The sequence below is a fragment of the Alteromonas sp. MmMcT2-5 genome, from assembly GCF_022348315.1.
In the GTDB taxonomy this organism is placed as follows: domain Bacteria; phylum Pseudomonadota; class Gammaproteobacteria; order Enterobacterales; family Alteromonadaceae; genus Alteromonas; species Alteromonas macleodii.
The window spans coordinates 53655-69051 of the sequence record NZ_JAKRFB010000028.1; the positions used below are offsets into that span (position 1 = coordinate 53655).

General features: G+C 44.8%; 9 protein-coding genes. 4 read left to right on the forward strand and 5 right to left on the reverse strand.

Translation table 11 applies throughout. The features are described 5' to 3' along the window. Nucleotides 1-4: 4 nt before the first annotated feature. Genes MHN09_RS12935 through MHN09_RS12950 form a run of 4 tightly spaced genes read left to right on the forward strand, consistent with a single transcriptional unit; the run spans nt 5 to nt 7318 of the window. Nucleotides 5-1522, forward strand: coding sequence for an aldehyde dehydrogenase family protein (locus MHN09_RS12935; protein WP_014950684.1), 1518 nt, complete (start codon nt 5-7; stop codon nt 1520-1522). A 40-nt stretch (nt 1523-1562) separates the two neighbouring features. After that, entirely contained in the window at nt 1563-3659 is a 2097-nt protein-coding gene (locus tag MHN09_RS12940) for a 4Fe-4S binding protein (RefSeq protein ID WP_239241023.1), read from the forward strand. Beyond that, nucleotides 3628-4818, forward strand: a complete 1191-nt coding sequence (gene nosP / locus MHN09_RS12945; protein ID WP_014980253.1) for a nitric oxide-sensing protein NosP — start codon at nt 3628-3630, stop codon at nt 4816-4818. The genes MHN09_RS12940 and nosP overlap by 32 nt, the downstream gene beginning before the upstream one ends. Continuing rightward, nucleotides 4805-7318, forward strand: coding sequence for an ATP-binding protein (locus MHN09_RS12950; RefSeq protein ID WP_239241025.1), 2514 nt, complete (start codon nt 4805-4807; stop codon nt 7316-7318). Before nosP ends, MHN09_RS12950 begins: the two co-directional genes overlap by 14 nt. A 56-nt stretch (nt 7319-7374) precedes the next feature. On the opposite strand, the gene MHN09_RS12955 is transcribed toward MHN09_RS12950, so the two are convergent. From MHN09_RS12955 to MHN09_RS12975, 5 genes are all read right to left on the reverse strand, one after another. Then, nucleotides 7375-8034: a response regulator transcription factor gene (locus tag MHN09_RS12955; protein WP_014950680.1), complete on the reverse strand. Its 660-nt coding sequence runs from the start codon at nt 8032-8034 to the stop codon at nt 7375-7377. 272 nt (nt 8035-8306) lie between these two features. Then, nucleotides 8307-9167, reverse strand: a complete 861-nt coding sequence (locus MHN09_RS12960) for a hypothetical protein (protein ID WP_014980251.1) — start codon at nt 9165-9167, stop codon at nt 8307-8309. Between the two features lie 200 nt (nt 9168-9367). Continuing rightward, a complete protein-coding gene (locus tag MHN09_RS12965; protein ID WP_014980250.1) occupies nt 9368-10597 on the reverse strand; it encodes a porin in 1230 nt (409 codons plus the stop codon). A gap of 281 nt (nt 10598-10878) precedes the next feature. Further along, nucleotides 10879-13374 carry a TonB-dependent receptor gene (locus MHN09_RS12970; RefSeq protein ID WP_239241026.1) on the reverse strand — a complete coding sequence of 832 codons (2496 nt, stop codon included), beginning with the start codon at nt 13372-13374 and terminating at the stop codon, nt 10879-10881. 120 nt (nt 13375-13494) lie between these two features. After that, the gene (locus MHN09_RS12975) at nt 13495-15387 is read right to left on the reverse strand and encodes an insulinase family protein (RefSeq protein ID WP_239241027.1); all 1893 of its coding nucleotides are present in this window, start codon (nt 15385-15387) and stop codon (nt 13495-13497) included. Nucleotides 15388-15397: the final 10 nt, after the last annotated feature.

The following is a 15397-nucleotide window of genomic DNA, read 5'->3' on the forward strand; positions in this document are numbered from 1 at the left end:
TCTTATGATTTATGCAAAGCCAGGTAGTGAAGGTTCGGTCGTAAGCTTCAAAGAAAGCTACGGTAATTTTATCAATGGCGAATGGGTAGCACCGGTTAAAGGTGAGTACTTCACCGCAACATCTCCAGTAGACGGCAGCGACATCGCACAAATCCCACGCTCAACATCTGAAGACATTGAGCTTGCGTTAGATGCCGCTCACGCTGCGAAAAAGGGCTGGGCAGATACGTCAGTAGCTGAGCGTTCTAACATTCTTCTGAAAATAGCCGATCGCATTGAAGAAAACCTAGAGCTACTTGCCGTTGCGGAAACATGGGACAATGGTAAAGCCGTTCGCGAAACGCTTAATGCAGACATTCCGCTGTGCGCAGACCACTTCCGTTATTACGCAGGCTGTATTCGAAGCCAAGAAGGCACCATCGGTGAAATTGATAAAAACACGGTGGCGTATCACTTCCACGAACCTTATGGTGTTGTTGGGCAAATCATTCCATGGAACTTCCCGCTACTTATGGCTGCATGGAAACTTGCGCCAGCACTTGTTACCGGTAACGTAGTGGTGCTAAAGCCAGCAGAACAAACGCCAGTATCTATCTTATTGTTCGCCGAACTAATCCAAGACCTACTACCACCGGGTGTACTAAACATCGTTAACGGGTTCGGGGCAGAAGCCGGACAGGCTCTTGCAACAAGCACAAGAATCGCAAAAATTGCGTTTACTGGCTCTACACCTGTTGGCGGACATATCCTTCGCTGTGCTGCTGAAAACCTTATTCCATCTACCGTTGAGCTTGGCGGCAAGTCGCCAAACTTATTCTTCCCAGACATCATGAATCACGAGCCTGAATTTATTGATAAGTGTGCGGAAGGTTTAGTGCTTGGATACTTCAACCAAGGTGAAGTATGTACGTGTCCTTCTCGAGCGATTATTCACGAAGACATCTATGATGCATTCATGGAAAAAGTGTTGGAAAAAATTCAGAAGATCAAACGTGGCAACCCACTAGACACAGACACCATGGTAGGTGCACAGGCATCTAATGAGCAGTTCGAAAAGATCCTTAAATACATCGATATCGGTAAGTCAGAAGGGGCTCAGGTTGTCACTGGTGGTGAGAAAGAGCAGCTACCTGGCTTTGATGGAGGCTACTACATTCAGCCGACTATCTTGAAGGGTGAAAACCACATGCGTGTGTTCCAGGAAGAGATTTTTGGTCCGGTAATCGCTGTTCAAACCTTCAAAACCGAAGAAGAGGCGATTGAGATTGCCAATAATACAAGCTTCGGACTTGGCGCTGGTGTATGGAGCCGCGATGCGAATGTAGCATTCCGCGTAGGTCGAGCGATTGAAGCAGGTCGCGTGTGGACGAACTGTTATCACTTGTATCCAGCTCACGCTGCGTTTGGCGGCTACAAGAAATCGGGCATTGGCCGCGAAACCCACAAGATGATGCTAGATCACTACCAGCAGACAAAAAATCTATTGGTAAGCTACGACATCAACCCACTTGGTTTCTTCTAAGTAAACCTGAGGGCGGCGCCTACCGCCGCCCGCTACTTTTATGCGCATCGCATTTTCCTCAATCATTTTCTTGCTGTTTCTCAGCACCAATGTGTTGGCGCAGTCTGACGCGACAGACATTCCACAAGACATTTACAAAATATTTCCCAACGCTACACGCGTGGGGGAGATGCACACTGACATCAAGGTAACCCCGGTCTATCAGCTTCAGCAACTACTCGGATATGTTTTTGAGTCGAATGACTTTGTCGACTTCATAGGCTTTTCAGGCAAACCGGTTAATGTAGTGATTGGGCTAGACACGCAAGGCAATGTGGTCGATCTTTTCGTCAAGCAGCATAGCGAGCCGATTTTTTTGCACGGGCTTGGCGAGAAATCCATGTTTGATTTCGTTGCTCAATATCAAGGGCACAGTGTCAAAGAACGTTTTATCATTGGTGGTAAAAGCAATGTAGGCAAAGACGCTACCTACTTTGATGGGGTTACGAAAGCCACCGTATCGGTGCTGGTTATCAACGATACCATCGTGACATCTGCATTAGCCGTTGCCAGAGCTAAGCTCGATGGCTTTGTTGCGCCTAGCAACAATATTATCAATCCAGACTTTTACGAACCTCTTACTTTTAGCGAATTGGTGGACAAGGGCTACATTCAAAAGCACCAGATTACTCAGCAAAATACCGAAGGGCTTTCGAGAGAAGTGGTTCGGGCGGTTGACGATATTCAAAGCGAGTTTGCTCTTGATGGTGACATCATTGCCGAACACTACTATGCGTTTTTAAGTCTTCCTGTTGTGGGGAAAAACCTGCTGGATGAAGAGGAATTTGCTCGGTTACAGGAAAATCTAAATCCGGGTGAAATGGCACTGATGGTACTGAATACGAAAGGGTTCAGTTTTATCAGCGATGAGTTTATTCCCCAAACCACACCTGAGCATTTACGGGTATCTCAAGGCGGTTTTCCCACGGCTATCCGCGATATCGATTTTTATAGCTTCTATGACCCCGCATTTTCACAAGCATTGCCCGACTACAACGAGATCAAAGTACTTCGAGTAAAATCGAAAGGTGGGCTGTCACTTGACCAAGAAATGGAAATAGCGATTAGTGTGCCGTTTAAGCCAAGTTTCTTCGAGCAAGATGAGCATCTGTTCCCTTTGAAAGTGACACTGCCTAGTGAACTATTTATGGAAAATCCTGAGGCTCAGTTAGCGAAGCCCATTCCGTTGTGGCAGAAAATTTGGAGGGACAGAACCTTAACGATAAGCACCACCGTTGTTTATCTTGTAGCGCTGTCGTTGTTTTTTGCATTCCAGCAAAGGCTAACGCCTTACACCAAGTTTGTGCATACAGTACGGGCATTTTCCCTTGTGTTCGTGCTGTTTTTTATTGGCTTTTACGCTCAAGGGCAACTGTCTGTTGTCAACATATACACGCTGCTACTGGATATTATCGACGGATTTTCCTTAGAGGTATATCTTCTCGACCCGGTCATTTTTATTTTGTGGAGCTTTGTATTTGTCTCGTTGTTTATCGTTGGGCGGGGACTATTTTGCGGCTGGCTTTGCCCCTTCGGAGCACTCCAGGAAATGATGGGAATACTGGCTGAAAAGCTCAGGATAAAACAAATTAGAATTAAGCCACAGCACCACAAACGGGCACAAAAAATTAAATATGGGTTGCTTATAGGGCTTGTTGCGTGCTCATTCTATTCGCTAAACCTTGCAGAGAAGCTCGCTGAGATAGAGCCGTTCAAAACGTCCATAACCCTACACTTTGTTCGATATTGGCCTTTTGTACTGTATTCGGTTTTATTGCTGCTACTTAGTTTAAAAATTCATAAAGTGTACTGCCGCTATTTATGTCCGTTGGGAGCGGGGCTTGCCATTTTGGGGCGTTTCCCTTTAGTTAAATTGCTTACACGTAAAGATGCCTGTGGTAATCCGTGTCAGCTGTGCAAACAAAAGAAATGTGGTATTGATGCTATAGAACAAGACGGCAGCATTGACTATGCTGAATGTATTCAGTGCCTTGAGTGTGTGGTTACGTTAGATAACCCTGACTTGTGCAAAATCGATAAATATAAAAAGAAAAAGGTGCCAACGCGTGTCAAAAACCTCAATCCTGTCCGCACTTAGTCAACCTGCTAATAGCAAGGTTAACGATGACAACCATTCTAGTTTATACGGTGCTAAAGAAGCCTGCCGTGATGTGGCCAATGAGATTTTAGCCAACGTTAAGTGCGATGAAATAGAGCTATTACTCTTTCATACCAGCACGCTGTTTGACTTAGACACCGTAGCAAAGGAAATCTCCGCACGTTTTCCTCACGTGAATATTGTTGGCTGCACCAGTGCTGGAGAATTTAATAAAAATGGCTACGGAACAGAAAAACTCTTGGCCGTCGCGTTTTTGAAAAACGAATTTTCTATTGCCACAGCATTGGTGCCTAATTTAGGCGAAGTAAACTTTGATGAAGCCCACGATATTGCCAGTGGTTTGCGCCGAGCCTTACAGGGGAGGGAGCGTCGTTACGATACAGAGCAGCACTTCGTTATTTCTGTGCTCGATGGACTTACCCGCCATGAGGAACATTTTCTAGAAACCTTTGCGACCGCATTTGGCAATATTCCACACTTAGGTGGTAGCGCTGGCGACGATTTAAAGCTTGAAGCCACCTATGTGTTTTACAACGGTGAATTTCATCGAGACGCAGCAGTACTGCTGCTTGTTGGCACGGGAAAGCCCTTCACCGTATTCTCCATTGATCACATTAACTCTCCCGTATCGAAGCTGGTGGTCACCCACGCCGATCCTGAGTCGCGAACCGTGTATGAAATAAACGGTGAACCTGCTGCGCAGTATTACGCCAGTTTATTGGGAATGAAAGCTGAAGACTTAACGCCTGATGTGTTTTCCATGTTTCCCCTTGCAGTGATGGTAGGTGGCAAATATTTCATCCGCTCTATTCAAAAAGTAGATTTGGCCACTAACGCCATTACCTTTTACTGCGCGGTAGATATTGGCATTATTCTTACGTTTGTTCAGTTGGGTGACTGCATTGAAGCATTAGAAAGTAAACTAGACAAACTGCGCGCTCAGCTTGGCGAGCCCGAATTTGTCTATGCTTGCGATTGCTTTTTGCGAAGGCTCGAAATTCAACAAGGCAAAAACGACCACGAAATAAGACGGCTACAGCAAAGGTACAATGTCGCGGGCTTCAATGCCTATGGCGAGCATATTCACTCGGTTCACTTGAACCAAACGTTTACGGGGGTGTATTTTGCAGCCCAATAATCAATTTACCGACGTGGAAGCGCTCCAAAAGGCCCTTTACGAGCAACGGCGTGAAAACGAAAAGCTTGAAAAAATAAACGCAGCGCTGATGTATCGCATGGAAGAGGGCGGTTTTAATCATCACAGCTACCGCGCCTTCGAACATTCGGTTCAACTTTCTGAAAAAGTGAGTCAGAAAACCGAAGAACTGCAGTCAGTACTGCAAAAGCTGGAGCAGTCAAATGCCGAGCTAGTGCGGGCTCACGAAGAAACCCATCAGGTTAAACAGCGTTTACACGACGCCATTGAAAGCACTAATCAGGCGATGGTGTTGCTAGATAGACTGGGCGGGATCATCTTCTTTAATCGGCACTTTGAAACTGTTTGGGATGACCTTTCCATTACCCCTAAAATTGGCGATAACTATTACGATATCACCCAAGCTGCCAAGCATTCCGGGGTTATTCGCCGCGCCCTGCCTGCTGATGTCGAAGGCAGGATGATCTATCAGTTGTCGAACCGGCGATGGTATCAGCTGACCAATCGACCCACGCAAGAAGGCGGGAACGTTATTCTGTTTAACGACATCACTGAAGTAAAACTGCTTGAGTCGAATCGCTACGAGCAAGTCATTAAAGAGAAAAACAAGCTGTTGCAAAGCCTTATCGATAATATTGATGTTGGAATATTGCTCATTGATAAAGAAGGTGGCATTGCGTTTTGGAATAACACGTTTTTGACCCAGTCAAACGTGCCCCAGCACGTACTGGTAAACAGTAAGAATATTTATGCCCTTCAAAATAACCGTCACTGGAGCGGGCTCAACTTAAAGCCGGTGGGGCCAAGTACCCAGATTATACACGAGCAATTGGTGGTTGAACGCAACATCACTACACTGCCCGACGGCAATACGCTGTGCACGTTCACCAATGTTACATCGCAGCATCACTACGCGGAAACGCTGAAGCAAAACGAAAGCTGGATCCGCATGATAACCGATAATGTACCGGCGCTTATTGCTTACATTGGTACCGATAAAAAGTTTCAATACACCAATAAAGGTTATCGCGATTGGTATGGCGTTAGTGAGCAAGACATTAATGATATGCCTATGGATCGAAGCCATCTGAAAGAGGTTTACCCCAATCTTATTCAGTACTTGCGCCGTGTTAACCAAGGCGAAGTTGTGAGCTTTCAAAGCAAAGAAAAAAATGCTCATGGCGACGTTGGCTTTTTACAGAAAGTTTATTTGCCTCATTTCAATGAATCCGGCGATATCACCGGGCACTTTGTCTTGGCAACAGACGTGTCGCAGCAGGTAGAAAGCCAACTCCAGCTTAAAGCGGCTAAAGACCAATTAGAATCGAATGTAGAAAAGCGTACCCGTGAACTCAATCACGCCAACATCGCCCTTCAAGAAGCGATTGATTCAAAGAGCAAATTTTTGGCTGCTATTAGCCACGATCTTATGCAGCCCCTTAGCGCTGCCATCTTGTTCAACGAAACATTGAAAGATCAAGTGGATAGTTCATCCAGCCCCATTGTTACCGCCCTCGATAATTCACTGTCTGATTTACATGGCCTTATTCGCACGCTTATTGAAACATCCAAACTGGACGCTGGGGTGTTACAGCCCGATAAGCAGCAAGAAAATGTATTGCCGTTACTTATGCAGCTAGCCGAAGAGTTTACGCATATCAGTAAAGACTACAGTGTAGATTTTCGCTATCGCTTGAAAGAAGCTTTCGTGGTGACAGACGTGAACTTACTTTCTCGAATATTGCGAAATTTACTAATAAATGCAATGAAATACGGTGCCAACGGCAAGGTGTTACTGGCAGCACGAAAGGTGAATGAGAACCTAGAAATTAGCATCTATGATCAAGGTGTGGGTATAAGCGAAGACGATCAGAAAGTTATTTTTAAAGAGTTTTCCAGATTAGAAAACGATTTTAACTACTCTTACAGTTTGGGTCTGGGATTATACATTGTAGATAAAATGAGTAAGTTGCTAGAGCACGATATTCGAGTGCGCTCGAAAGAGGGCGTAGGCGCATGTTTCACGGTGACCATTCCTATTACCGAAGTGTGTGATACGAGTCAGGAACAAGACTATCTTTATACTTTGGAGCCATCGTTACCAGATTACGTTTTGGATAAGCATATATGGCACATTGATAACGATGCGAATATGCGCATTGCTATGCAAACGTTGTTCGCAAACTGGGACATGGAAGTAGACACTTTCTCAGGTTTTGAACAATGCAGTGCTGTAAATAATGGCAGTTTTGACGAGTGCGACATGCTTATTGTCGATTACCACCTAGATGAAGAAGAAACCGGTTTAGACATTGCGAAACGCGTAAGAAAAATCGCGCCTTCAATGCCCATTATGATTTGCACCGCTAATCACTCAAAAGCGTTAGCGAATGAACTTGAAGGCACCGACATTCAGCTGCTGCACAAACCTGTTAACTCCGCGGTGCTTAAGGCGGCGCTAGTCTCAAGCTTGAATGGCTAAAAGTATAGGAACATGGGGTCTGTTAATCTTCGGTGCACAGCAAAGATCAACAGGTCTTAATTAAATACGTATTGGTTAAAGTCGATATTCGCGGCACTGGCCACAACCTTTACTCGGTTGCTGGCGCCTAATTTTTTGAGAATAGATGAGACGTGAGACTTAACCGTGGTTTCAGAAATATTAAGCTCGTAGGCAATCACTTTATTGGCTAACCCTTGAGTTAGATATTTCAGTACAGTCAGCTCTTTTCGTGTTAATGAACGAATTTGCTCAGGCGAAATACCGTTGTCATTGGTCATGCGTGTTCTGGTAGACGGCGTTCTCAATATCTCTGATGGTAAACACACGTTCCCTTCAAAAATACTCTCGATAGATGTGGCGATTTCTTCAATCTTGCTGCTTTTTGAAATGAAGCCAACGGCACCATAAGAAATGGTTTGCAGTATATTTTGCTTTTCCGTTTCAGCGGAAATAATCACTACAGGTACATTAGGGTGTTGGTTTCGAATTTCTAAAAGTCCGTTTAAGCCACAGGTTTCCGGCATATTTAAATCAAGCATGATTAAGTCGAACTTCGCGTCTTGCTCTAGCAACGTTAACGCTTCAGAAATTGAATTGGCTTCGAGGGTTTCTGAGTCGGGAAACTTTTTCCCTAAGATAGTAATCATTGCGTGACGAAAAATAGGGTGGTCGTCAATTATCAAGATACGGTGCATGGTCTTTCCCTCAGCTAAAAAAGCGACATTTGCCGCTGGCCTTGTGACTTATTTGGGCTGGCGTTTTATTCACACATAAGCCTTTTAGTAAGACAAAATTATGGCGTAAATGAAACGCTTCAAAGTGACCAAATTCTCCGAAATATTAAAAGCTAAACAGTCACTTCACGTGTTTACAATGTTAACATTAATATAACATTAAATCAGGCCTAATAAGACCAATGGCTTATAATAAAAAAGCACGTAAGACCAGTACTGACGGGACTTTCGTTCTATAACTCGTCAAGTAACTGCCTTCTTTTTTCGGCGTATTCTGTTTCGCTAATTAGGTTTGCCTTTTTTAGTGCGTCTAACCGTTTAAAACGAGCAACGATATCGTTTTCTGCTGGTAAGGGGGCCGAGCCAGCTACGTCTTTCTTACTGGGTGTGTTTTCCCTATTCGCTGGGGAAAGTGTTTCCTTTTCTACAGGTGCTTCAAATGCCAGCTGAGTCGGTGCGACCACCCAATCGAAGCGATTTTTCGTTTTCAGTTCTATACCAGGTGCGGAAAAAGAGAGTGGGGAATCGAATGAGAACTTTGCTTGTTTGCGATTACCAAAATCAAAGTCGTATTTTACCAAGCCCTGAGAAGTAGGATCATAAGCCATTTCGTAGGCTTTATTGGCTACTTTATCGAACTCGCCAATAAGAATATTGAGCTGGTCGTCTGCAACGAAAATACTGCCTGCAACGTAATACGTTTGGGTTTTAAGGCCGGCCAAATAGCGCTTCTCTTTACTAAGGGCAAAAATTACGTCTTGCTGAGCAGTCGCTGTTCGCAGCGCCTCAGGCAGATAGGCGGCAAGTAACGCAACCTGTTCGTTGGAAAAAAGCGGTGTTGACGTATTTTTGTTCTTAACCACCTGAATAGCGCTAAGTATGGCGGATACATCCTGCTCTTGCAGCGTAAAGGGGTGCTGGTTGGCACGCATGTCACTGTCTGTTTCGTTTTGCTTTTCAACAAGGCGAATAAAATTGTTTTTGTCCTCCTGAAATATGACCTGTGCGTCTGCGATATGTACTGTCGTTATGAAGAGTAGGGCTAACAGAATGGGTTGAGCTGAACGTAATGAAAATAGAGATATATTTTTCATGATCTTTCCTTTTTCAATAGGAAAAGCGAGAGTGAATCTCGCTTTTTTATGTCATATCTTTTAGCTTAATTTTAATTTCTTAATTAAGTGTAAAATTAATCAGTTTTTTATCATTAATTAAATGAATCGAGTAATTTTTAAGTTTCAGAGTAATTAGATATAAGTTCAATGTTAAAATATGACTGATTTTTAATTCTCAATTAAAAGAACACAGTGCCACCTAGTTGAATTAGGGTTAAGTCTTCTGCGCTGTTATAAATTCCTTGCGCAGATTCTGAACCATCAATATCTAAACTTAGATTTTCGTATTTCGCGTACACCAAGAAGCGCGATCCAAAATATTGTTCTGCTGCAACGCCCCACTGACTAAGCTCTGAGCCGGTAACGCCATCTAAATGAGCCATGCCGTATTGGTCGTTATAACTGGCATATTCAGCATAGAAAGCAGAATCACCAAAGCGATTAAACTGTTTTCTTATGCCTGCTTTAAAGTAATAAGCATCTGTATCGTCACCCGACCCAACAATCGCATCGTCAGCTTCTTCCATCTGATAAGTGGCTACCCCAAATACTCCTGACTCAATATGCATGAGCCCTGCTTGCAGTTGCAGCGTAGTTGAACTGTTGCCCCCAACATTGCTACCGCCATCTTTATTCACTGAGTAACCTGCATGAAGGTTAGTTTTGAAGCCTTCGTGCTCAGCCGCATACTTAACCGCAATATCGTAAATTTCGTCGTTTGCATAACCTACTGCAATACTCACGTTGCCCATTTGAGGGAGATCGTAGCGCACGCCGTTGCGATATATACCGTTACAGTCAATACCAATACCCAAGCCAGGCGTAGCTAAGCACTGAGCAAATTGACCCCACGCGACATTGGTTGAACCTTCTTCTACGCCTCGAATAAAGAAGCCATTTGCTCTAAATAATGGAGAAATTCCCGACCAGATTGTGCCAGAAGGATCGGCTAGAACGGCAATGTTATCGGTGGGAAGGCTTTGTAAACCAATGGTGATTTTGCCCCAGTCGCCACCAAAGTAGAGGCTACTGCCCAATAGGCCTATGTCGCCGCCGTTGAAGGTGTCTAAGTTATCTTGGTTTGCAAATAAAAGCGGCGTTTGATGGCCACCACCGGCGTAGTTCGGTGCGCCTGAAAGAGGTTCAATAATGACCTCAAAGCCCACGTCCATGCCTTGTTCTTCCAGTTTATAATTCCCTGAAAGCGTAATACGGCTGCCTAGCGTTGTACCGTTGTCTGAAAGTTGTGCCACATCACTACCCACACCGTCGTCGTAATAGGTTAAGCCTTCATTTATCCATCCAGAGATATTCCATGAATAGGGCTCGTCTTGGGCAAAACTATGGCTACTGACTGTGCTTAAAATGGCAATAGATAAACAGGTTTTTGTAAATGTATTCTTTTTCATTTTACTGTCCCAATATTGGTAGTGTTGATTAATTACAGTGGCTTTTTATTTTTATTTTTGACTGGTTTTAATGCTTTCGGTGTCCAGTAAATTGATAATAGGTTCTATTGAATTTTGAACCATCGGCCGTAAGGCGTGTTAATCTCCTTCTTTAGTAGCGGGAAAATTAAATGTATAAATGATAAAAAACGCGACTACTGTGAAAAAGTAAGTCGCGTTTTTTTGATTTTTTTGCAGCTTTTGTGTGGATAAAAGCGCGTGTGGTAACAACTGCTATCTGATTAGAATCTCGCTTTTAGATTTACACTGACCATTCGCGGTTGTGCGGGGCCCACGAACTCTGCACCTTCTACGTCGGGATAAATGTCTTCTAATACCTCATCAGCCTCGCCATACGTGCCAAAGGTTTCATAGTCTTTGTCGAACACATTATTCACACGAAGCGATGCGGTAAATGTGTCGTTGAACCGGTACGATGCATAAATGTTTGCAATAACGTATCCGTCAATCTTTTCGTTTTCGTTAGCCTCATCGCCCCTAAAGTACTGACTAGATGCTGAAATAACTTCTGCGCCTAAACGCGCTTTATCCGTTAAGGCGTAATCTGCGTAGAGCTTGACTAAATGCTCTGGCTGGCCTGGAATTTTGTCACCTGGTGTTACGAGTCTGTCTGGACCCTGAGGGTTAAAGGGGCTAAACGACGTGAATGTTGATTCATAGGTTGCGTTAAGATAGTTGTAGTTTAACCGGTAGGTTAGTTTTTCCCACGTTGAACCTACGCTGAATTCTACGCCCTGACGCTGGGTTTCATCAACGTTAATAAAGTATCCGCGAGAGGCAACAGAGCCAGCTTGTTGGAAAATAATGTCATCCTTACTTCTACTGTGAAAAACATTTAGCATCAGGTCGATGTTATCAATGCGTGTGGTGTAGTTCGCTTCAATAGTCTGGGTGACCACCTGATCAAGAGGAGGATCGGCCACAAAACCGTTCGGTAAGCGGCACGGGTCGTCTTCATCTGCACAGCTTAACTCTGCTGGGCTTGGCGTTCTTGAAGACTGGCTGATTGCAAGATTCAACTGGCTTTGCTCATCAATAGTAATGTCTACACCTACCGCTGGGTTAAATTGGGTAAAACGGTGATTGCCGTCCAATGAACCTTCACCGTCATCAATCAGGTCTTCCATAACAATATGGTCTCGGTTAAAACGTCCACCAAGATTGAGTGATACGGCTGAAGAGAGCTGTGTACTATTCATGAAAAATAGCGACCATGCGGTGGTGTCTACATCTAATCTAACCCTGGCTTCTTGTGCCATGAGCCCGTCGATGGGTAAAACGGTGCGTGAGTCTTGTGCAGATTCGTTTTCCAAAATACCAAATGTAGTATCAGCGGCGTAGTTAACATCTCCTTTGGTGTAGCTGGCACCAACAATTAACTCTGAACTGAAGCCGCTTAAGGCATATTGTTTTGCTAGCTGAAAAGATAACCCAGTAGCTTTGGCGTCTGTCCGGCCCGTATTGTATGTTCCATCAAGTTCATCTGCGTCCACATCTGATATTTCGGCAAGCGCGGTGTCGTCATCAAAGCCAATAAATTCAACCGCTTCTATATCGTCGCCTTCGCCTACAACAGGCAAATCATCGTCATCATCGTCGTCGCCATCATCATCACTATCAAGCGGAGCATCATCATCATCGTCGTCATCATCTTCAAATTCACACAGTGTTACGCGTCCATCAGCGAACTGGCAGGCACCAAAATCACTGTCATCGCCGTTGATTGATTGAGTTTGTGTGTCGCGATAAAACATATTGGCGGTTAAAGATAAGGTGTCAGTTAAAACGAAATCACCGGTTATATTAACGTGCGTAAGTTCGTTGTTGGTCTGATCGGGGTGGGTGTAGACCGCTTCTCTTCCTTCAATATCCAGCAGTTCAATAGGCGACGCACCATTTCCGAGTAACTCGTTATCGGCCATAAAGAGGTTCATGTCGAGATGCATTTTGTCACTTTTATAGGCAAGCGATGTAAATACTTGCTGCACTTCAGATGGCGAATAGTCACGCCAGCCATCTTCCTCATAATGATTCAGGTTCACGTAATACGCCCAGTGATCGTTATGACCACCTGATTCCACAGACGCGGCTTTCTGGCCGAATTGTCCAGCCTCTAAATCTATTTCATTGGCGTTGAAGCTAAACCCTGTTTTCGTTCTTAGCGCAAGGGCGCCGCCTAGCGTGTTTTGGCCAAACAGAGGGTTTGAACCAGAGTACAAAGAAACGGTATCTATAGCATCTAGAGGCATTAGGTCCCAATGCACAGTATCGCCAAACGCTTCATTAACCCGACCGCCGTTTAAGTACACCGAAATGCCCTGAGGTAGACCAAGCAGCGGAGAGGCAGTAAACCCGCGGTATTGCAGATCGGGTTGAAACGGATTGTTTTGAACATCGTTTAGGTTCACGCTTGCCAGTTGAGTTTTGAGTAGCTCCGGTAGTGAACGGTTGACGCTCCCTTCAATATCGTCTTGAGTGAGTGTCTGAACGTTACCAAATACAGCAGAGTTATTGCTGTTGGCGCTAAGCGGTGTCGCTCCCTGTACCTCTATAACCTCGTAGTGGTCCATTGCATCGTTAGCTTCTGCAGCAGAGCTAAACGCATAGGTTACAGCGCTTGCAATAATCGCAAGAGCAAATGGTGAACGGGCAAGTTGATGTGTTGGGGATTGTGCAACGTTTTGGCTAGAGCTTTTAGTAGAAATTCGCGTAGGCATGGTCTTGACTGCTTCGTTATTATTTATACTTTCAGTATTGCCTTAACCATTCCCTAAAAATATCCTCCTTAAGTGGGAGGAAGTATCATAAATTGGTAGCAGTGTTTTTTCCCGAATTCCCTACGAGAGAATCGATAAAACCTTATGACACCAGTTTTCACGCTCTATGATATTTGTGTCGCTGGCACCAAATAGAAAAAGGTTATTTTCATAGGTTGCAGCGCCCAGTGCGTAGCATTCCCCCGAGGTTCTTGGTTGCCAGAAAAGGTGGTGTGCCAGTACCGCTTGTAGTCTTGACTGTTGATAGAACGCGATGCGATACACCCAGTGCGAGGCCAAATAACCAGAAGCAGAATTTAGATAAGCCGACTCTAGAGTTATTGAGGGCGATGGAATGGAAAACGGCGTTAAGTGCGAAGCAATGTGTTCAGCGTTAAAGCGTTTCAAATTGGTGGTCTTGTTGGCGAGTGGCCGCAATAAACGTGGAAGTGCAGGCAAGTGCTCTAACGCAATAAAATGTCGGTATTTAGAGGTAAGACGCGGTATTAAAAGTGACTGCTCGCTATTGGAAGCGCTGGCTTGCGCGGAAAAGACTTTGCGTGCCTTTCTAATCCGCTCGAGAGCGACTGACTTTTCTGGTGAAGGTAGAGCCCTCAGGTAGGAGTGCGATACCTTATTAGCACTCGCTAAATAAGTGCTTTTGGTGGCACAATCTTTGGCGGCACACTTGTTAGAACCCAACGCATCTGTTAGTTGCGCAAAATAGCGAATAGCCGCCCCCACACCCTCTGCGTGTTTATCAGTGTCTGGCATTGGCTTTGAAGGTTTAATATCAAATGAGGCAAGACACGCGGATACCACATGTTTTAGTTGTCGCAGCCTTTTATCATAATCATCGCTCACGAGCTTGTGTGTAAGATTTTGTGAAAGCTTTGGAAGTGCTTCTATCGAAAGCTCGCTTGCTACTTCCTTCATCGCTTTGTTTATGACGAGGCGAATTGCAAAGTTACCTTGTTGATTGATTTCGGGGTCGATAAATAAGGTGTTTTCAAGGCCTGCTACGGTGCTAAGTGTTGCTTCTTGCTGTTGTAAACCATTTAAAAAGCACCGAGGAAACCACCAGGTTAATACATGCCTTATTGATTCGTTTTCGCCTTTTGTCGTTTGCGCATCAAGAGAGGCTTCTTTGTCTAAATGTGAGTGTTCACGTTGAGATGCGTGCTGACTCAGAGAGGCGTTTCTGTTCAGTGTTGATTCTTCGCTCAAGGCTGCTTTCTCGCTCAAGGCTGTTTCCGCGCTCAAGGCTGTTTCCGCGCTCAAGGTTTTTTCAGCGCTCAAGGCTGTTTCCGCGCTCAAGGTTTTTTCAGCGCTCAAGGCTGTTTCTACGCTCTGCGCTTTCATTGCGCTCAGGGCTATTTCTTCGCTCAGGGCTGTAACAGCCTCTTTGCACTGCTCAAAAAATTGGGCTGAATCACTGTAAACCAGCGTGGTGATATTGCTTGGCTGATACCACTGGCGTTTGTAGTCTTGAAGCGCTTGAATGCTATTGCTGCCTATGGTTTGTGTAAAACCACCCGCGTGTTTATAGGCATTTTTATTGGTATCGGCCAATCGAATAGCGGCGTTTAATGCATAGTCGCTGTTTGCCTCTAGCATGGCGAGCTCGTTAAAAATTACCCCGTCACGCTCTATGGTAACCTCATCGGTACCGTAATCCCGGTTAAGCAGGCCACAGTACAGGTAATTTACAGCATCAAGCAGCACGTTCGCTTTTTCAGACGAAGCGAAAAAGAAGGTGTACTCGGCGAGTGTGGTAGCGTTAATAGTAACAGGCAGAAGTGTATTGGCCGTAAAAAGCTCGTGGGCAGCAGGGTATGGGTGAGAGCGTCGAAAGCTCATGTGCTCAGCTAAATGAGACAACCCAGTGTGGCCTGCTGCAGGGGTTTTTAGCGCAAAAACAACGCTATGCACTTTTGACCCAGAGCCGGCATCAATGAAATGAAAATCAGACATACACTTTTAT